The sequence below is a fragment of the Paracoccus sp. PAR01 genome (assembly GCF_014851995.1).
GTDB classification, from domain to species: Bacteria; Pseudomonadota; Alphaproteobacteria; order Rhodobacterales; family Rhodobacteraceae; genus Paracoccus; species Paracoccus litorisediminis.
Genome location: NZ_JACVAW010000015.1, coordinates 57,215 through 76,428, shown reverse-complemented (window position 1 = coordinate 76,428; position 19,214 = coordinate 57,215). Strand labels below are relative to the sequence as shown.

Annotated in this window: 16 protein-coding genes; 7 read left to right on the top strand and 9 right to left on the bottom strand. The window is 64.7% G+C overall.

Features of this window, described 5'->3' with window-relative positions; genetic code table 11:
* Genes fhuB through IB235_RS18570 form a run of 3 tightly spaced genes read left to right on the top strand, consistent with a single transcriptional unit; the run spans window position 1 to window position 4,479 of the window.
* Window positions 1–1,968 (top strand): Fe(3+)-hydroxamate ABC transporter permease FhuB, encoded by a 1,968-nt coding sequence (gene fhuB, locus IB235_RS18580; protein ID WP_192337990.1) that lies wholly within the window; start codon window positions 1–3, stop codon window positions 1,966–1,968.
* Window positions 1,965–2,741, top strand: coding sequence for an ABC transporter ATP-binding protein (locus IB235_RS18575; protein WP_192337962.1), 777 nt, complete (start codon window positions 1,965–1,967; stop codon window positions 2,739–2,741). The genes fhuB and IB235_RS18575 overlap by 4 nt, the downstream gene beginning before the upstream one ends.
* A gap of 37 nt (window positions 2,742–2,778) precedes the next feature.
* Window positions 2,779–4,479, top strand: coding sequence for an ABC transporter ATP-binding protein (locus IB235_RS18570; RefSeq protein WP_192337961.1), 1,701 nt, complete (start codon window positions 2,779–2,781; stop codon window positions 4,477–4,479).
* On the opposite strand, the gene IB235_RS18565 is transcribed toward IB235_RS18570, so the two are convergent.
* A complete protein-coding gene (locus tag IB235_RS18565; RefSeq protein ID WP_192337960.1) occupies window positions 4,458–5,453 on the bottom strand; it encodes a siderophore-interacting protein in 996 nt (331 codons plus the stop codon). The genes IB235_RS18570 and IB235_RS18565 overlap by 22 nt on opposite strands.
* 141 nt (window positions 5,454–5,594) lie before the next feature.
* On the opposite strand from IB235_RS18565, the gene IB235_RS18560 reads away from it, so the two are divergent.
* A complete protein-coding gene (locus IB235_RS18560) occupies window positions 5,595–5,951 on the top strand; it encodes a hypothetical protein (RefSeq protein WP_155040035.1) in 357 nt (118 codons plus the stop codon).
* A 112-nt stretch (window positions 5,952–6,063) separates the two neighbouring features.
* Window positions 6,064–6,237 carry a hypothetical protein gene (locus IB235_RS18555; RefSeq protein WP_155040036.1) on the top strand — a complete coding sequence of 58 codons (174 nt, stop codon included), beginning with the start codon at window positions 6,064–6,066 and terminating at the stop codon, window positions 6,235–6,237.
* Here IB235_RS18555 and IB235_RS18550 read toward each other — a convergent pair.
* The 4 genes from IB235_RS18550 to IB235_RS18535 all read right to left on the bottom strand — a co-directional run bounded on the left by IB235_RS18550 (window position 6,234) and on the right by IB235_RS18535 (window position 10,704).
* Window positions 6,234–7,652 carry a hypothetical protein gene (locus IB235_RS18550; protein WP_225612469.1) on the bottom strand — a complete coding sequence of 473 codons (1,419 nt, stop codon included), beginning with the start codon at window positions 7,650–7,652 and terminating at the stop codon, window positions 6,234–6,236. The genes IB235_RS18555 and IB235_RS18550 overlap by 4 nt on opposite strands.
* A gap of 15 nt (window positions 7,653–7,667) precedes the next feature.
* Window positions 7,668–7,823: a hypothetical protein gene (locus IB235_RS18545; RefSeq protein WP_192337959.1), complete on the bottom strand. Its 156-nt coding sequence runs from the start codon at window positions 7,821–7,823 to the stop codon at window positions 7,668–7,670.
* A 36-nt stretch (window positions 7,824–7,859) separates the two neighbouring features.
* On the bottom strand, window positions 7,860–9,362 hold the full coding sequence (locus IB235_RS18540; protein ID WP_192337958.1) for an inorganic phosphate transporter: 1,503 nt from the start codon (window positions 9,360–9,362) through the stop codon (window positions 7,860–7,862).
* A 340-nt stretch (window positions 9,363–9,702) separates the two neighbouring features.
* The gene (locus tag IB235_RS18535; RefSeq protein WP_370576939.1) at window positions 9,703–10,704 is read right to left on the bottom strand and encodes a TAXI family TRAP transporter solute-binding subunit; all 1,002 of its coding nucleotides are present in this window, start codon (window positions 10,702–10,704) and stop codon (window positions 9,703–9,705) included.
* 221 nt (window positions 10,705–10,925) lie between these two features.
* Between IB235_RS18535 and katG the strand changes: the two genes are divergently transcribed.
* Window positions 10,926–13,145, top strand: coding sequence for a catalase/peroxidase HPI (gene katG / locus IB235_RS18530; RefSeq protein WP_192337957.1), 2,220 nt, complete (start codon window positions 10,926–10,928; stop codon window positions 13,143–13,145).
* Between the two features lie 93 nt (window positions 13,146–13,238).
* Here katG and IB235_RS18525 read toward each other — a convergent pair whose 3' ends face one another.
* From IB235_RS18525 to IB235_RS18510, 4 genes are read right to left on the bottom strand one after another with little or no spacing between them, the layout of a single operon-like run.
* Window positions 13,239–14,015 carry a heme ABC transporter ATP-binding protein gene (locus IB235_RS18525; protein ID WP_192337956.1) on the bottom strand — a complete coding sequence of 259 codons (777 nt, stop codon included), beginning with the start codon at window positions 14,013–14,015 and terminating at the stop codon, window positions 13,239–13,241.
* Window positions 14,012–15,082, bottom strand: coding sequence for an iron ABC transporter permease (locus IB235_RS18520; protein WP_192337955.1), 1,071 nt, complete (start codon window positions 15,080–15,082; stop codon window positions 14,012–14,014). Before IB235_RS18520 ends, IB235_RS18525 begins: the two co-directional genes overlap by 4 nt.
* Window positions 15,082–15,954: a hemin ABC transporter substrate-binding protein gene (locus tag IB235_RS18515; protein ID WP_192337954.1), complete on the bottom strand. Its 873-nt coding sequence runs from the start codon at window positions 15,952–15,954 to the stop codon at window positions 15,082–15,084. The genes IB235_RS18520 and IB235_RS18515 overlap by 1 nt, the downstream gene beginning before the upstream one ends.
* Window positions 15,951–16,991: a hemin-degrading factor gene (locus IB235_RS18510; protein ID WP_192337953.1), complete on the bottom strand. Its 1,041-nt coding sequence runs from the start codon at window positions 16,989–16,991 to the stop codon at window positions 15,951–15,953. The genes IB235_RS18515 and IB235_RS18510 overlap by 4 nt, the downstream gene beginning before the upstream one ends.
* A gap of 148 nt (window positions 16,992–17,139) precedes the next feature.
* Between IB235_RS18510 and IB235_RS18505 the strand changes: the two genes are divergently transcribed.
* Complete coding sequence (locus IB235_RS18505) at window positions 17,140–19,197, top strand: TonB-dependent receptor domain-containing protein (RefSeq protein WP_192337952.1); 2,058 nt, start codon at window positions 17,140–17,142, stop codon at window positions 19,195–19,197.
* The last annotated feature ends 17 nt before the right edge of the window (window positions 19,198–19,214 follow it).

Below are 19,214 nucleotides of genomic sequence, written 5' to 3'. Positions count from 1 at the left end.
ATGAGGAAGGCTGCGATATTGGCTTTGGCGGCTGGACTGGCTGCCATCCTGTGGGGGCTTGCGGCGCGGCAGATGCTACCCTCGGGCTGGCCGAGCCTGCCTTTCGATGCGTCCGCGATGAGCCTGCAGCAGATCCTGATCGCCTTTGGTATGATGCCGCGCGGTGTGATCGCGCTGGTCGCCGGGGCGGCTTTGGGACTGTCGGGGGCGCTGTTGCAAGCGGTCCTGCGCAATCCGGTGGCCGATCCGACGACGCTGGGGATATCGTCGGGGGCGCAACTGGCGCTGGTGATGGCGACGATCTTTGCGCCCGGACTGCTTGAGGCCGGGCGTTGGCCGGTGGCGCTGGTCGGTGCTGGTCTGGCCGCCGGGCTGGTCATGGCGATCGGGGCAAGGCGCGCCTTTGCCCCTGTCACCATGGTCATTGCCGGGATGCTGGTCGGGCTGACGACATCCGCCATCGCCACCGCAATCACGCTGTCGCGCGGGGAATATCTGCTGTCGCTGGTGATCTGGAACGGCGGCTCGCTGGTCCAGCAGGATTGGAGCGGGGTGCTGTCGCTGACCGCCGTTCTGATCGTCGGCGCAATCGGGGCGGCGTTGCTGGCCCGGCCCTTGCGGGTGCTTTCCCTGGGCGCGGCGGGGGCGAGCGCGCTTGGCCTGAACGTCGCCGGCGTGCGGCTGGCGGTGATCCTGCTGGCGGTGCTGCTGGCCGGCGCGGTCTCGGCCGAGCTGGGGCTGATCGGCTTTGTCGGCCTTGCCGCACCGGCGCTGGCGCGCAGCATGGGCGCGCGCAGCATGGGGCAGGTATTGGCGCTGGCCCCGCTGATCGGGGCGCTGATCCTGTCGGTCTGCGACGGCGTGGTCCTGACGCTGGCTGGTGCGACCGGAGAGATGTTCCCGACCGGTGCCCTGACCGGCCTGATTGGCGGTCCGCTGTTGATCTGGCTGCTGCCGCGACTGCGCGGCTCGACCCCGCCGGGGACCGAAACCGCCGAGGGCATTGCGCCGCGCCTTGCCCATCCGGTCACCTTTCTGATCGTGTTCGGCCTTGCCGGGTTGGCTTTGGCCGGGTTGCTGGCATGGATCGGGCGGGTTCCGCATGGCTGGGCGGTGCTGGACTGGGAAAGCTTCAACGCCTTCCTGCCGTTGCGCCTGCCGCGCATCGTCGCGGCGGCGGCGGTGGGCGCGCTGTTGGCCATGGCCGGGGCGATCCTGCAGCGGCTGACCGCCAACCCTTTGGCCTCACCCGAGGTGCTGGGCGTCTCGGGCGGTGCGGCGATCGGCTATGCGCTGACGCTTTTCGCCACCGGCACGCCAATCCCGGCGCTGCAGATGCTGGGCACAATGCTGGGCGGCGCGATGGCGCTGGCGCTGGTCGCGGCCTATTCGCGCAGGCGGGATATGCCTGCCGAACGCGTGCTGCTGGCGGGGATCTCGGTCTCGGCCATGGCGGCGGCGGTGCTGTCGGCGATCATGGCGACCGGCAGCGCGCAATCATGGCAGGTGCTGGCATGGCTGAGCGGTTCCTCCAGCACGGTGGGCTGGTGGCAGGCGGCTTCGCTGGGCGGACTGGCGGTTCTGGTACTGGTGCTGGCCCGGATGGCGGGGCGCTGGTTGCAGATCCTGCCGCTGGGACCCGAGGTCTCGCTGGGGCTTGGCCTGCCGCTGGACCGTGCGCGGGTTGGGCTGATCGCGCTGGCGGGGGTGGCCACGGGGGCCGCGACCGTTCTGGTCGGACCGGTCAGCTTTGTCGGGTTGATGGCCCCACATCTGTCGCGGCGCATCGGCTTTGCGCGGGCACAGGACCATATCGCCGGATCGGCGCTGATCGGCGCGATCCTGATGATCGCCGCCGATTTCGGCGCGCGCATGGCCGGTTTCCCCTATGAATTGCCGCTGGGGCTGTTCGCGTCGCTTCTGGGTGCGCCATGGCTTTTGTGGCTGATGATGAGGATGAGGCGATGACCGATCCGCTGTTCACCATATCCGGACTTTGCGTCGATGTGCCGGGGCGCAGGTTGCTGGACCGTCTGGACCTGAACCTGCCGCGCGGGCAGGTCGTGGCGTTGATCGGGCATAACGGCTCGGGCAAATCCACGCTGCTCAAGGTGCTGGCGCGGCAGGTGCAGGCCTCGGGCGGGCAGGTGGGTTTCCTTGGTCGGGCGCTGACCGACTGGCTACCGCGCGACTATGCCCGTGCGCTGGCCTTCATGCCCCAGACCACGCCCCCGGCCGAGGGCATGACCGTGCGCGAGTTGGTCGCCCTTGGTCGTTACCCGTGGCATGGCGCTTTGGGTCGCTTTGGCGCGGCTGACCATGCCGCCGTCGCGGCGGCGCTTGAGGAATGCGCGATCACCCCCTTGGCCGATCGGCTGGTCGATACGCTGTCCGGGGGTGAGCGGCAGCGGGCGTGGCTGGCGATGATGGTCGCGCAAGAGGCCGGTGCCCTGCTGCTGGATGAGCCGATCTCGGCCCTTGATATCGCCCATCAGGTCGAGGTGCTTTCACTGGTCCGCCGCATGTGCCATGAGCAGGATCGCAGCGCGGTCGTCGTGCTGCACGAGGTGAACATGGCTGCGCGTTTCTGCGACCATGTGGTCGCGCTGAAGGCCGGGCGAATTGCCATGCAGGGCACGCCCCGCGAATTGATGACCCCCGAGGCGCTGCAGCGTATCTATGGCCTGCCAATGCAGGTCCTGCTGCGCGAGGATGGCGGCCGCGTCGCCGTTCCCGCCTGAATGAACGACCGGGCCTGACTGGAAGATAGGACTGAGAATGCTGCGCGATTTCTTCGCATATTACCGCCCTTGGATGGGTCTGTTCTGGCTGGATTTCGGCTGCGCCGTTCTGGCCGGCTTGCTGGAGCTGGCCTTTCCGGTAGCGATCACCGCTTTCATCGACCACCTCTTGCCGCAGGGCAACTGGGGCCTGACCGTCGCCGCCGCCGTGGGTCTGATGGCGCTTTACGCGATCAATACCGGGCTGATGTCCATCGTGATCTATTGGGGCCACATGCTGGGCATCAATATCGAAACCGAGATGCGCGCCCGTGCCTTTGACCATCTGACGCGGCTGTCATGGCGCTGGTTTGACCGCGCCCGCACCGGCAAGCTGGTCGCCCGCGTCACCCGCGATCTGGAGGAGATCGGCGAAGTCGCCCATCATGGCCCCGAGGACGCCTTTATCGCGCTGATGACCTTTGTCGGTGCGTTCCTGCTGATGTTCTGGATCCATCCAAACCTTGCGCTGATCGTCGCCCTGATCGTGCCGGCGATGCTGGGGCTGGTCATCGTCTATGGCGGGCGCATGACCCAGACATGGCGCGCGATCTATGCCCGCGTCGGCGATTTCAACGTCAGGCTGGAAGAGGCCCTTGGCGGTGTCCGCGTCGTGCAGGCCTTTGGCAATGAGGCCCATGAATCCGAGCTTTTCGCCGCCGATAACCAAAGCTACCGCAAGACCAAGCTGCAGGCCTACAAGGTCATGGCCGTGTCCTCGGCGCTGCAATACATGGGGCTGCGGCTGGTGCAGGTCATCGTCATGGTGGTCGGCGCGGGCTACGTGCTATCCGGGGATCTGACCACCGGCGGCTTTGTTGGCTTCCTGCTGCTGGTCGGCGTCTTCTATCGTCCGCTGGAAAAGATCGCTGCCGTGATCGAGACCTATCCCCGCGGCATCGCCGGTTTCCGCCGCTATCAGGAATTGTTGGCGACCGAGCCCGAGATCGCCGACGCGCCCGATGCAGTGGACGCACCGGCGCTGAAAGGCGACATCCGCTTTGAGAATGTCAATTTCGCCTATGAGGGCGGCCGCCAGATCCTGGACGGCATCGACCTGACCATCCGCGCGGGCGAGACCGTGGCCTTTGTCGGCCCTTCGGGGGCAGGCAAGACCACTTTGCTGGCCCTGCTGCCGCGCTTCTATGAGCCGACTTCGGGCCGGATCACCGTGGATGGTCTTGCGCTGGACCAGATGAAGCTGAACAGCCTGCGCCGCCAAATCGGTCTGGTCAGTCAGGACGTGTTCCTGTTCGGCGGGACCTTGCGCGAAAACATCGCCTATGGCCGTCTGGGCGCGACAGATGCCGAGGTGCTGCGCGCCGCTGAGCAGGCCCAGCTTGGTCCGATGATTGCGACCCTGCCGGATGGGCTGGATACAGTCGTCGGAGAGCGCGGCGTGATGCTGTCGGGCGGGCAGAAGCAGCGCGTGGCGATCGCGCGCGCCTTTCTGAAAAACCCGCCGATCCTGATTCTGGATGAGGCGACCTCGGCCTTGGACAGCCAGACCGAGCGTGAGATCCAGTCGGCGCTGGACGCGCTGGCGGTGGGGCGCACCACGCTGGTGATCGCACACCGGCTGGGCACGATCCGCCATGCGGATCGCATCGTTGTCATGCAGGACGGCAGGATTGTCGAAAGCGGCCAGCATGGGCCGCTGATCGCGCAGGGCGGCGTTTACGCCCGGCTGTCAGGCTGACCCCAATAGGCGGCAGCCGTGAACTGCCGCTTGTTCAACCCGCGCGTTGCCAGATGGCGGCGCGCCTCGCGGGCTTGGGTGGCATGGCCCGCGAACCAGACATGCAGATCGCCCTCGGGGGCAATGTTGCAATCCGCCAGCGCCGTCAGCAGATCGTCGCAACGGGTGACGCGCAGGTCATCGGCCAGCTCGGCCATGTCCTCGACCGCCGCGCGGACAAAGGCGCGGACCTCACCCTTGGCAATGGCCAGCATCCGACGGATCGCAGGCAGGGCGGTCTCATCGCCGAACAGCCAGATCGAGGCCGCATCGGGACACCAACCGCCGCCCGGACCCATCAGGCCGACGGCCTCGCCGGGCTGGACCCGTGCCGCCCAGTCGCAGGTCGGGCTGCCCTCATGGGCGAAAATGTCGAATTCGACCCAATTGTCGCGCTGGTCGGCGACGGTATAGACCGGACGGTGCAATGCATCCTCGCCCTCGGGCCAGCGGGTGCGGCCATTCGCGGCGATGCGCGGCCAGACCGATTGGCGGCCCTGCGGGGCGATCAGCAGACGGAAATGCAAGTTGCTCTGGCCAAACCGCCCGGCATCCGGACCCGACACGCGGACACGGACAAATCCCCGCGTCTGCTGCACGACGCGTTCGACTCGCATCAGCGCCAGACCCGGCGCCAAGGCACCTTCATCCACATTGTCCCAGATGATCGCCATGCCGTGGCTTTCGAAAAGCTCGGTGGCGCTGTCCTGTAACACGCCGATCAGGCGCTGCTCGGGGGCGCGGAGTTCGATCCGCACTGCGCCGTCCTCGGGGATCAGGCAAAGTTCACTGCCCCAGACATGCATGGTCAGCGAAGTAGGTGTCTCGATCAGGTCGATTTCCCATTCCGCAGCCCGCGCCCGCAACAGGGCCGAAGCCGCGCCAGAGGCAGTGGACAGCATCCCTGTGCTGCGATGCGGACGGATCGGGAACATGGCGGACCTTCCTGCTGTGTCACCCAGGACCTTATAACCAACTGAAACAATCAGCAATTAGGGGCGGAACAAAAATCGGATTCTGCGGATTTCGTCGGGAACCGTTTGCGCGGCAGGGAATTGGTCCCGGGGTGGAGTGGAATGGATTATGGGCGATTGGCTGCGGCCAATCAGGACCGGAACAGGGCAATCCGTCGCGATATTGCGGTGGGCCGCCATGCAAATGGGGCGAAATCGATCATGACGGATGAGCAACTCGCGCTCGCACGCAGCATGATGATGACACGGGTTCCCGCCGCGACGGACGATGAGACGGCCCCGATGATCACGCCGGTGTCCTTCAGCCTGCTGGCGATCGACCGCTCTGGGTTGACCGTGCGCTTTGTCGACGCCGAAGGCGTGCTGCTGGACCTGCATCTGAACAGCGCCGTCGCCCATGCGCTGGGACATTGCGTCGGGACAGCCCAGGAATTCGGAGACGATACCCCACCTAATTGATCGCGATCAGGGAACCGGATTGCGGCAAGGCAGTTTCTGATCTGGCGGTGTTCCGTGCGCATTCCGGCATGGGCAAGGCCCTTCCTTGCGGATGTATCGGAGACTTGTGCTCATGCCGATCCTGATCAGTTCCGTAGCGCTTGCCATGACCAGCGCGGTGGTGGCCTTTGCCTTGGGATGCTCTCTGCCCAAGGTTATGGCCATCTATATCGGCAGTGGGGTTCTGGCAGTTTTCGCCCAGGCACTTTTGCGCAATTTGATCTTGCCGACCGAAAACCGGGGCTAAAGAACAGTCTTCAGTCCCTGCTGGACGGGCTGAGGCATTGGCATCCCGGACTGCGGTTCGGTGTCGTAAATGCCCTTGGCCAGACGCTGCGCATTGCCAAAGATCACCCCCGCAATCAGCCATGTGATCGGCGTTGCCGTGGCGTTGGGCAGGATATCGACCAGATTGGTTGCCAGCATCATCGACAGACAGGCCAGCGGAAGCAATTCGCGATCCATGCTGCGGTCGGCCCGATGACGATGGGCGACACGCGCCAAGGCCCAGATCGGGCCAAGCAGCATCAGGAAATGGCACATGTAGCCAAGGATGCCCAGACTGCCCAGCCAGATCACCCACAAGCCATCGGGGATGGCCGAGATCCTGCCGCTCCAGGAATCGAAGTACAGTGACCGCCCGCCGCCGCCCCAGCCGAACAAGGGCCGCTCCATGGCGCGTTCCAGTAGCTTTTCCTCGTTCATGAGGCGGAATTCCAGCGAGGCACCACGATCGAGCGAGATGGATTTCGCCGTCTCGACGATAGCCTCCAGCGGCACAAGCGAGGTCGTGCGCAGGATCGGATAGGCAAAGGCCGCGGTTCCCGCGATCAGTGCGACGCGGATGATCAGCTGCGGGCGGCCCAGCAGCACCAGCGGCATCGACAGAATCGACAGCATCAACGCCCCGGCCGATTTGCAGATCACCACCAGCAGCGCCAGATATCCGGCGCGTAGGATATTGCGCCGACTGGGCTCAAGTCGGGCCAGCCCGATCGCAGCCAGAAACGTCATCAGGGTCAGCGAGGCAACCCATAGCGGATGTTCAAGGAACACGATGGGACGGAACCCGCCATATCGCATGGTCTGGCTGAAATCATGCTGAAAATAGCCATAGACCCAGACGTTCACCTGTGGGCTGAATCGGACCTCGACCCACATGAAGAAGGAATAGACCAGCATCGCCGCCAGCAGGATCTGCAGGAATAACCGCGCACCCTCGGCATTCCACAGCAGCCTGTAGGCCAGCAGAAAGGGCAGAATCTCGATATAAGCGCGCATCAGATCGCCAATGGCGAACGTGGCCGAGATGCCGGGGCGGTAGGTGATCCCCTCCTGGATCGGGTCGGAATTGGTCGCGGCGGTCAGCAGCGGGGACATCAGCGCCAGCACCACCAGCACCGTCATGAAGGCACCTTTCGGTGGCGGCGCGGGGATGGCCTTGTCGCTGTCCTTTTGCAAAAAGATCATCAGCGCGACCATCAGCGCCGGCAGAGCGGGTTTGCTCAGGATAGGCAAGCCGGGCAGCATGATGGCAAAGCCCGGTGCAAGATACAGGTAACCGCCAAGGATTGACCAGATCGCCGCGCGCTGCCAGTCCAGACGCGAAAACAGGATTCCGACCACGACAGGGAAAGTCAGCAGGGCGACCGGCGGCAGCATCGGGGCGCTTTTCTGTCAGGCCAGCCGCTTGGTCCCGGTGACCGGGGCCTCGCGCGGGTTGACATGATTGATGGACGACATCCGGAACAGAACCGCGACCCCTGCGTGACAGATATTGACCATCAACCTAGCCGCAAGCCAGCCACGCCCGCAAATGAAAAGGGCGGCCATCACAGGCCGCCGCTTCGGGTTTCGGGTCCGGGCATCTTAACCCAGCGAGAAATGCGACAGCACCAGATAGAGCCCGGCCGAAAGCAAGGCCGAGAAGGGCACGGTAATGACCCAGGCCATTGCCACCGTCACCGCATGCGAGCGGCGCACCAGCTTGCGGCGGCGGCGCTCCTCGGGCGGGACGACCTTGCCCTTTTGTAGGCCCAGCATGCGGGCGCGACGCTCGGCATGCCATTCGCGGAAAAAGCCCACGCCAAAGATCCCGCCGACCGCAATATGGGTCGAGCTGACCGGCAGGCCCAGCCAGCTGGCGACGATCACCGTGACGGCGGCCGACAGCGCCACGCAATAGGCGCGCATCGGGTTCAGCTTGGTGATCTGGTCGCCGACCAGCATGATCAGCTTGGGCCCAAACAGCATCAGCCCCAGCGAAATGCCGATCGCGCCGATGATCATGACCCAGCTGGGGATGCTGACGCTGGCCTCGACCGAACCGGCCTGCACCGTATGGACGACGGCGGCCAGCGGGCCGACCGCATTGGCTACGTCATTCGCGCCATGGGCAAAGGACAGCAGCGCGGCCGAGACGATCAGCGGCAGCGAGAACAGCACGCGCAGCGACTTCTTTCGGTTTTCCAGCCCGCGCGATTGCCGTTCGATCAGCGGGCGCGAGGCCAGCCAGCAGGCGACGCCGATGGCGATGCCGATGGCGACTGCGGTGGGCGAGTCGACCTCGATGATCCGGCGCAGACCCTTGAGCGCCAGATAGGTGGCAAAGACGCCAGCCATCAGCCCGGTCAGGATCGGCACCCATTTGCGCGCCGCCGCCAGCTTGTCGTCGACATAGGCGATCTTGGCCTTGATGAAGGCCAGCAGGGCCGCCGCAATGACACCCCCCATCACCGGAGAGATCACCCAGCTTGCCGCGATGCTGGTCATCTGGCTCCAGTTGACCGCATCAAAGCCTGCCGCGACCACGCCCGCGCCAACCACACCGCCGACAACGGAATGGGTGGTCGAGACCGGCGCGCCAAGCACCGTGGCCAGGTTGATCCACAAGGCCGCCGCGATCAGCGCCGACAGCATCAGCCAGACAAAGGTCGCGCTGTCCGCCACCACCTCGGGTGAGACGATGCCCGAGGAAATCGTGCTGACCACGTCCCCGCCCGCAATCAACGCACCGGCGGTTTCGCAGATGGCGGCGATGACAAGGGCCGAACCCATGGTCAGCGCCTTCGCGCCGACCGCCGGGCCCATGTTATTGGCCACGTCATTCGCACCGATGTTCAGCGCCATATAGGCCGCAACCACCGCCGCGCCGACGATCACCAACCCCGAGGGGCTGGCTCCGATCAGTGCCAGCGCCACCAGCGCCACGCCGATCACGAAAAGCAATGCCAGACCGGGCGCGACAAGCGGGCGCGAGATCGTGGCCGTCGCCTGCTCCAGCACGCTGATCCGACCCAGATCTTTGTCCAAGGTCTTCCACTGGTTCCGGGGGCCGTCGCCCTGCCGGAGTTGTTCATCCGCGTTGGTCACTCGTTACATGCCTGTCATATTTGGCCGAAATTCGGGGGGCACATACAGTGCGTTCCCCCGTGGCACAACCAGATTGGCAATCTCACGCAGCGGAAGCCGATTTGTCGCATGGGCGGGGCATGCGCCCACTGGCCGTCGTCCCACCATTGTTTAGAGCGCAACCTCGCGGCGCAAAGCCATGCCCTCAAGCATCACCGCGCCGACTGTGGTCGAAACAGCTCCTGCGCGATCAGCAGCTGATCATCGATCCACGGCACCTAGAAGCGTTGTGCTGATAGCCAGCAACCGGGCCTGAATCGGCAGATCCAGAATGGTCAACCTTGAGCCGATGCGTCGTGTCTTACTGAAGCTTTCCGACTTCCTTGTAGAATTTCTCGGCGCCCGGATGCAGCGGGATGCCCGCGCCCTTGGTGGCATTTTCCAGCGTGATCTGGTTGCCCTTGGCGTGACCCGCAGCGAACAGCTTCTGGGTGGTCTCGCTGTAGATCGTCTTGGTGATGTCATGGATCAGCTGCGCGGGCTGATCGGCGCTGGTCACCAGCTGAGCACCTACCGAGATCGTAGGAACGGCAGCGGTCTGCCCGTTATAGGTCCCGGCAGGAAAGCTGTCGGCAGAAAAGAAGCGATATTTCTCGCGCAGCTTGTCGGCAGCCTCGCCGTCGATCGGGATCAGCTTGACGTCATGTTGGCTGGCCAGTTCCGCAATCGCGCCCGCGGGATAGCCACCGACAAAGAAGAACGCGTCCATCGCCCCGTCCCGCATGCGATCGGCGGCCTGATCGGGCTTCAGGAACTCGGCGCTGATATCGGCCTCGGACAGGCCATAGGCTTCAAGAATGATGCGGGCATCGACCAGCGTGCCGGAACCCGGCTCATCCAAAGACACCTTCTTGCCCCTGAGATCGGCGACGGTTTCGATCCCGGCATCGGCGCGGGCCACCAGATGGATGCTTTCTGGATATAGATTGGCGATCAGGCGCAGCTTTTCGACGGCAGGTCGGCCTTCCCACAGGCCGGTGCCCGTCTGCGCCCAATAAGCCACGTCGGACTGGGTGAAACCGGCGTCGATCCGACCCGCAGCGATCGCCTCGATATTGTCGACCGAGCCATTCGAGGCCAGCGCGGTCGCGACCAGTCCCGGCAGACCGCAGGGGCCGCCATTTTCGCAGGGGCGCGATCCGGGCGGGTTCGAGATCGCATTCGCGATCAAACCGCCCATCGGGTAATATGTGCCCGCGGTACTGCCCGTGCCGATGCGGAAAAAGCTCGGTTCCTGTGCCGCCGCGCCATGGGTCAGAAGCCCGACCGCGACCGCGATCCCAAGAATGATGCGTCTGTTCACGACATGTCTCCGGTTACTTTCGCACCAGCCTAGCATGAGCGCGCGGCCGGGTCGAAGCTGCCCCTTGGCGGGCGTGGCATAACCGCGCATTATCAAGGCCATTACCCATTAGAAATTTATCTGATCGATACATTGGCCTAATACTTTCCACAGAAGCGCGAGTCACCGAAAGCCGACCCATCAAGGCGGCCCGGTCGCAAGTCAGCGGAAGGAAGATGAACATGGACGACAAGACGGTAAAATCCGGCGGCGGCTGCCCGGTCATGCATGGGGCAAACCGCAACACGCGGGTCAGCGCGCGGTCGAACCGCGAATGGTGGCCGAACCAGCTGAACCTGAAGATCCTGCATCAGGACAATGCCCAGCTGAACCCGCTGGGCCAGTCGTTCAACTATGCCGAAGAGTTCAAGAAGCTCGACCTGGAAGCGGTCAAAGCCGACCTGCGGCAGGTGATGACCGACAGCCAGGACTGGTGGCCGGCCGATTGGGGTCATTATGGCCCCCTGTTCATCCGCATGGCGTGGCACAGCGCCGGGACCTATCGCACCGCCGACGGTCGTGGCGGCGCCCGCGCTGGCGCCCAGCGTTTTGCGCCGCTGAACTCGTGGCCGGATAACGTCAACCTGGACAAGGCCCGCCGCCTGATCTGGCCGATCAAGCAGAAATACGGCAACAGTCTGAGCTGGGCCGACCTGCTGATCCTGACCGGCAACGTCGCGCTGGAATCGATGGGCTTCAAGACCTTCGGCTTTGGCGGCGGTCGTCCCGATGTCTGGGAACCGCTGGAAGACATCTACTGGGGTTCGGAAATCGAATGGCTGGCGCTGACCGGCTCGCAAGGCAGCCGCTATTCAGGCGAGCGTGAGCTGGAAAGCCCGCTGGCCGCCGTGCAGATGGGCCTGATCTACGTCAACCCGGAAGGCCCGGATGGCAATCCCGACCCGGTTGCCGCAGCAAAGGACATCCGCGTCACCTTTGGCCGCATGGCCATGAATGACGAGGAAACCGTCGCGCTGATCGCCGGCGGCCATACTTTTGGCAAGACCCACGGTGCTGGCGATGCGGCCCATGTCGGCTCGGACCCGGAAGGCTCGGCGATTGAGCTGCAGGGATTTGGCTGGGCCAGCACCCATGGCACCGGCATTGGCGGCGACACGATCTCGTCGGGGCTGGAAGTCGTCTGGACCCAGACGCCGACCGAATGGAGCCAGAATTTCTTCAAGAACCTGTTCGAATTTGAATGGGAACTGACCAAATCGCCCGCCGGAGCGCATCAGTGGAAGCCCAAGGGCGATGCCGGTGCAGGCTCGGTTCCGGACGCGCATGATCCGTCGAAACGCATCGCGCCGTCGATGCTGACCACCGACCTGTCGCTGCGCTTCGACCCGATCTATGAGGCGATTTCGCGTCGCTTCTATGAAAATCCCGACCAGTTCGCGGATGCCTTTGCCCGCGCATGGTTCAAACTGACCCACCGCGACATGGGGCCGAAGAACCTGTATTTGGGTCCGGAAGTTCCCGCCGAAGACCTGATCTGGCAGGACCCGATTCCGGCCCCCGACTACCCGCTGATCGATGCAGCGGACGTGACCGATCTGAAGGCGCGGGCTCTCGCCTCGGGCCTGACCTCGGCTGAACTGATCGAAACCGCATGGGCCTCGGCCTCGACCTTCCGTGGCTCGGACTATCGCGGCGGCGCCAATGGTGCGCGCATCCGTCTGGCCCCGCAGAAGGATTGGGAAGCCAACCAGCCCGAGCAACTGGCCCGCGTCCTGTCGGTGCTGGAAGGGATCAAGGCCGAATTCGACGCCAAGGGCGCGAAGAAGGTCTCGATCGCGGATCTGATCGTTCTGGCAGGCGACGCGGCGGTGGAAGCTGCGGCCAAGGCTGCCGGTCACGACCTGTCGCTGCCCTTCGCCGCCGGGCGTGGTGACGCGACGCAGGACCAGACCGATGTCGAAAGCTTCGACTGGATGGAGCCGATGGCCGATGGCTTCCGCAACTACCAGCGCAAGCAATTCAAGAACGCGGCCGAGGAACTGCTGATCGACCGCGCCCAGTTGCTGCAACTGACCGCGCCGGAAATGACCGTGCTGGTCGGCGGCTTGCGTGCGTTGAACGCCAATTACGGCGGCACCGCGCATGGCGTCCTGACCAACCGTCCGGGCCAGCTGACGAACGACTTCTTCGTCAACCTGCTCAGCATGGACACGGTCTGGAAGGCTCAATCGGATGCGCAGGACGTGTTCGACGGCACCGATCGCAAGACCGGCGCGCCGAAATGGACCGCGACCCGCGTCGATCTGGTCTTTGGCTCGAACTCGCAACTGCGCGCCATCGCCGAGGTCTATGCCCAGAACGATGCCAAGGCCAAGTTCGTGGCCGACTTCGCCAAGGCCTGGAGCAAGGTGATGAACGCCGACCGCTTCGATCTGAAGTGATGCAAAGGCCGCGAGGTTTGAAAACACTTCAAATCCTCGCTGCAACATACTGAAAATAAAACGCGCGCCGGATTGGCGCGCGTTTCTGTTTGGTCAGCCAGCGGCGACTTGTGGCAAGATCCAGATGCCTTCGGCTGGAACCGTGTTCACCCGCAGGTCGCAGCCATAGGCGTGGGACAGGGTGGCATCCGTCAGGACTTCGGCAGGGGTACCTTGGGCCAGCACCTCGCCCTTGCCCATCAGGATCACCTTCTGCGCGAAAAGCGCGGTCAGGTTCAGGTCATGCATGACGGCGATCACGCCGCCACCACGCCGCGCATAATCGGCGGCCAGCCGCATGACCGTCAGCTGATGCGCGATGTCGAGGCTGCTGACTGGTTCATCCAGAAACAGCCACCGCGGACCTTGGTCATCGACAGGCTGCCAGACCTGCGCCAGGACGCGGGCCAATTGGACGCGCTGCTGTTCGCCCCCGGAAAGCTGCTGGTAAAGCCGCCCCGAAAAGCCGGGCAGGTCAACGGCAGCCAATGCTGCCGGGACCAGCGCATCGGCACGTTCGCCCCGCGCCTCAAGGCCGATGCGCACAACCTCGGCCACGGTGAATGGGAATGAGAGCGCGGCGGCCTGCGGCAGCACGCCCCGGCGGCGGGCCAGATCCTCGGGCGCGAAAGCGTCCAGATCGCGCCCGCCCAGCCGGATCGCACCACGATGCGGAAGCTCTCCGGTCAAGGCCCGCATCAGGGTGGTCTTGCCCGAGCCGTTCGGCCCGACGATGGCGGTGAACTGACCAGCCTCGGCCTGTAGCGAGACGCCGTTCAGGATGCGCTTGCGGCCAATGCTGACCGCGATGTCTTGGGCGATCAGGCTCACAGGTCCAGCACTCCGCGATTGCGCAACAGGATCCACAGGAAGAACGGCCCGCCGATCATCGCGGTGACGATGCCGATGGGAAGTTCTGCCGGGGCAATCAGCGTGCGGCTGGCCATATCGGCCCAAAGCAGCATGACCGCGCCCAGAAGGCCGGAATTGACCAGCAGCCAACGATGATCCGGCCCGCTGGCCAGCCGCAGCAGATGCGGCACGACGATGCCGACAAAACCGATCCCGCCCGAGACCGCGACCGCAGCCCCAGTGGCCGCAGCGACGGTCAGGATGGCGCGGTTCTTGACCCGTTGGACGCGGATGCCGACATGGCCCGCGGCAGCCTCGCCCAAGGCAAGGGCGTTCAGGCCGCGCGCCAGTGCTGGTGCGGACAATACCGCCAGCACCATGATCGGAGCGGCGGCCAGAAGCTTCGGCCAGTTCGATCCAGCCAGCGAGCCCAGACCCCAGAAGGTCAGATCCCGCAGCTGGCTGTCATTGGCGCGCAGGATGACAAGGCCCGCCACCGCGCTGAGGATCGCACCAAGCGCGATGCCCGCCAGCAGCATGGTCGCGACCGAGGTCCGACCCCGCCGCGTGGCAATTCGATACAGGGTCAGCGTGGTGACCCAACTGCCGACAAAAGCTACGACCGGCACCAGATACCAGCCGAACACCCCCGCGACCGAGGCAGGCAGCGCCGCGCCCCAGACGATCGCCAGAATGGCGCCCAGTGACGCGCCAGAACTGACACCGACCAGCCCCGGATCGGCCAGCGGATTGCGAAACAGTCCCTGCATCAGCGCGCCGGAGACGGCCAGAGCCGCGCCGACACAGATCCCCATCAGCACCCGGGGCAGGCGGATGTCCAGAAGCACCACCCGATCCTGAACCGCCAGCTCTCGCCCGGCCAGCAGGTCCGAGATAGCGCGGGTCAGCGAGGTTCCCGACGCGCCCCAGCCCAGCGACAGCACGGCGCTGGCCAGCAGCAGGACGACAAGCACCCGGCAGGTCAGGCGAGCGCGATGGCTGCGATCGCCGTCGATCCGTGGCATGTCGGGGCTGATCGCCACCATCACGAGCCTCCGTAAACCAGACCGTGCAGCTCGATCGCCGCTTCGCCGGTCCGGGGGCCGAAGCCCAGCAGTTTCAGCCCGTCCATGATGACGATGCGGCCGTCCCGGCCCGCCGGGGTCTGCGCGATGGCGGGCATCGTTTGGGCAGACTGCTTGGCCGCCTCAAGGCCGTCGCCGCCATTCGCGGTCGCATCGGCCTTGGCGTCGCCGCGTTGCATCATCAGGATCACATCGGGGGCGGCCTTGATCACCGCCTCATCGGTCAGGGGCTTGTAGCCTTGAATATCCGCCAGCGCGTTCTGCGCCCCGGCCAGCCGGATGATGCCATCTGCGGATGTGCCCGTGCCCCCCGCCATGACCCGCCCGCCTTGCAGCGACAGGACGAACAGCACCTTTTTCGGCTGACCCACGGCCTTGGCCTTGCTTTCCGCATCAGCCAATTGCGCCGCCAGCTTTTCATGCAGCGCGTGGCCCTTTTCGGGCACGCCAAGCGCCTCGGCCACGGCATCCACCTTGGCCAGCACGCCCGCAGCATCATAGCCCTCGGCCACAGTCACATAGGGCAGGTTGGCGGATTTCAGCACCGAGACCGCCTCGGGCGGACCCGCGCCTTCTTCGGCAAGGATCAGATCGGGCGACACCGACAGCACGCCTTCGGGGGAAAGCGCGCGCATATAGCCGACATCGGTCAGGGCATTGGCCTCGGGCGGCCAGTTCGAGGTGGTGTCGCGCCCGACCAGCCGGTCCTGTTCGCCAAGCGCATAAACCAGTTCCGTCACCGCGCCACCGATGGCCAGCACGCGGCTGGCCTCGGGATAGGTTTCGGCATGGGCAGGCGCCGCCAGCAGCAGCGCGAGAGTCAGCCGTTTCATTCGGCGGCCTCGGCCAGCACCGGCAGCCCCTGAACCAGCGCCGCCCATTCAGCCGCATCGCCGCCCTTTTCCGGGCGCAGGCCGAAGCATTGGAAGATCAGCGCGCCTTCGGCGTCAAACGCCTCGACAGAGATCGCCGGACCGCGCTTGGTCGGCTTTTCGACCGCCCAGACCTCGGCGATGTGGTCGCCGCGCAGATGCAGGTTGAAGCGCGGGTCCAGCACGTTCAGCCACGGACCCATCGGTTTCAGCGACTCGATGCGGCCGGAATGGATCTCGATGCAGCCCATGTTGCCGACAAAGAACATGATCCCGACATTGCCCGCATGGACGCGTTCGAGCAGGGCGGGAACCGCATCCACCGCCAGCGGGCGGACATAGGGCGCACCCGCGACGCGGTACGCGCCCAGACGGTTCATCTTGAGACGATGGATCAGGGTGTTGAACTGGTGGGTGTCGGTCATTTCGGACCATTCACGGCGCAGGGCGTCGATACGCTCGGGCGCGGCCTTGGCGGGCTCGACCGGTGCGCGTGCCCCGAATTCGGCGCTGTCGGACTGGTCGGCCACGACCAGATCGCGCTTCAGTGCCTCCCATGCGGTCAGGTCCGAGGTCTCGCGCAGGTGGACCTTGTGGACCGCATCGCCCGCCGCGTCGAAAACCTGAACCGAGCGCTTCACGCCCGCCTCGGTTTCCTTCTCGACCGCAAAGGCATGGACCCAGTGGCGCGGAAAGAAGCGCATGTCGATTTCCGCATCCAGCGTCATCGCGGCATGCTCGCCGTCGTGGAACTCGTTATAGGTCCCGACTTTCTCGATCACGCAGGAGCGGTTGCGGGTCAGCGCCATGACCTCGCCCAGCGACTGGATCGCGGGGATCAGGCGGCCCAGCGTCGGGTCGATGCGCTGCACGCCATGTCCGACATGGGCCAGAACCAGAGCGGCCTCGGGCAGACCAAGTTTGGCGGCCAGATCGACCGGGCGGCCGGTATCCTCGGCCTGAAGGCGGCGCAGGTCGGCGGGGCTATGGGTGGTCATGGTGGCAGCCTTTATCGTTGTTAATCTTATGGTTGTGCCCGAATTATCGGGGCGAATGTATCATTGACAGTTTTACTCGGAAAACTTAACGCAGCGCAAGATGCCAGCCGTTCGCCAGCAAAAAACTTAAGAAACGCAAGGGGACATAATGTCACGACTCCCGCTCCGCATCGCGCTGCTTGCCAGCACGACCTGCCTGACGGCTCTGGCGATCACCGCTCCGGTCTGGGCACAGGACGCTGCTGCCACCGCCGCGACCGAGGAAAAATTCCTGCTGGACCCGCTGGTCCTGCGCGCCGGGCAGCCGAAAGTGGCCTCCGAAGTGCCGCAGTCGGTTTCGGTCGTCGGGCAGCAGCAGCTTGACGATATCGCGCCGATCCATATCGGCGAGGTGCTGGACACGGTTCCGGGCGTCGCGGGCACCGGTTCGGGCAGCTTCTTTGGTCAGGGCTTCAACATCCGCGGCTTTGGCGCGAACGGTCTGGCCGGGGGCGAGGCGGGCATCGTCCAGCTGATCGACGGCGAGGAGAAGTACTACGAATCCTATCGTCAGGGCTCGCTGTTCGTCGAACCCGACTTCCTGCGTCAGGTCGAGGTTCTGCGCGGCCCCGGCTCATCCACGCTTTACGGTGCGGGCGCGCTTGGCGGTGTGATCGCGATGGAGACGATCGAGGCATCAGACCTGATCGAAGAGGGCAAGACCTTTGGCGGCAAGGCCAAGATCGGCTTTGCCTCGAACCCGGACAGCATTCTGGGCAGCGTCGCGCTTGGCTGGCGTCCGGCCGAGGATTTCGAGGCCGTCGCGGCATTCGCATGGCGCAAGCTGGGCGACACCAAGGATTCCGATGGCAACACCACCATCCGTTCGGATTCGAGCACGCCGAACGTCCTGCTGAAGGCCAAGAAGACCTTTGGCGACCAGTATGTCGCGTTCTCGTATCAGCATCTGGAAGCCAAGGGCGACAATCAGGACTTCGACCAGATGCACGGGGCGCAGAAGGATCTGTTCTATCCCGGCTTCTCGTGGGGGGTGGGCGACATCACCACGCGCGACCAGACCGCCAAGGCGGAATGGGGCTGGAACCCGGCCGATAACCGCTACATCGACCTGACCGCAGCCCTGTCCTACACGAACACGATGAAGGACGTGCAGCAGGGCGACGACCCGGCCGAGCCGATCATGGATTCGCTGCTGGGCAAGCGCGACTACCGGTTGTGGAAGTTCAAGCTGAACAACGTGGCCGACCTCTCAGGCGACAGCTATGAGCATTTCCTGACCACCGGGGCGGAAATCTGGAAGCAGGACCGTTCGTCCAGCGTGCCGTCCTCGTCCCACCCCGAGGGTTACACCCGCGGATGGTCGGTCTATGCCCTGTCCGAAGTCACCTGGGACCGGCTGACGGTCAATTCCGGCCTGCGCTACGAAAAACAGCGCACCGAACCCAAGGACAGCGTCAGCTTCGACGCCGATGAGCGCAGCTTTGAGGCGGTCGAACCGCAGATCGCCGCGATCTATCGCCTGAACGATCAATGGTCGGTCTTTGGCTCGGTCGCCTTCGTGAACCGCATCCCGACCGTGGATGAGCTTTACGACGGCTCGATGATCACCGCGCCCAACCCGAACCTGAAGGACGAGAAGGGCAAGAATATCGAGATCGGCACCTCCTATACCGGCAGCTCGATCCTTGCCGAGGGCGATCAGGCGGTGATGAAGGTGACGCTGTATCGCAACCATATCGACGACATGATCATCCGCGCCGGTGCGGGTCCGATGGCCTATTACACCAATATCGAGCGCGCCTATCTGAAGGGTGGCGAGCTTGAGGCCAGCTACCTGCTGAACGACTGGGAACTGGGCGCGGCGATCACCGTGACCGAGGGCGTCGATCAGGATGATGTCGATCTGGACACGCTGCAGAACAACCGCCTGATGCTGCAGGCCACCTGGAACGCGAACGAGGCATGGCGCATCGGCGCGCGCAGCACGCTGGCCGCTGGCCGCGACAAGCCCGATGGGACCCATCGCGCGGGTTACGGCGTGCATGACATCTTTGCCTCGTGGTCGCCGCAAGCTGGCGTCGCCGAGGGGATCGAGGTGCAGATGGGCGTCGATAACGTCACCAACACCGATTACACCCCGGCCAGCTGGCTGGGCGGCCCGGCACCGGGACGCAACTTCAAGCTGTCGCTGTCGCGCAAATTCTAAGAAAATCAGGAAAGGCC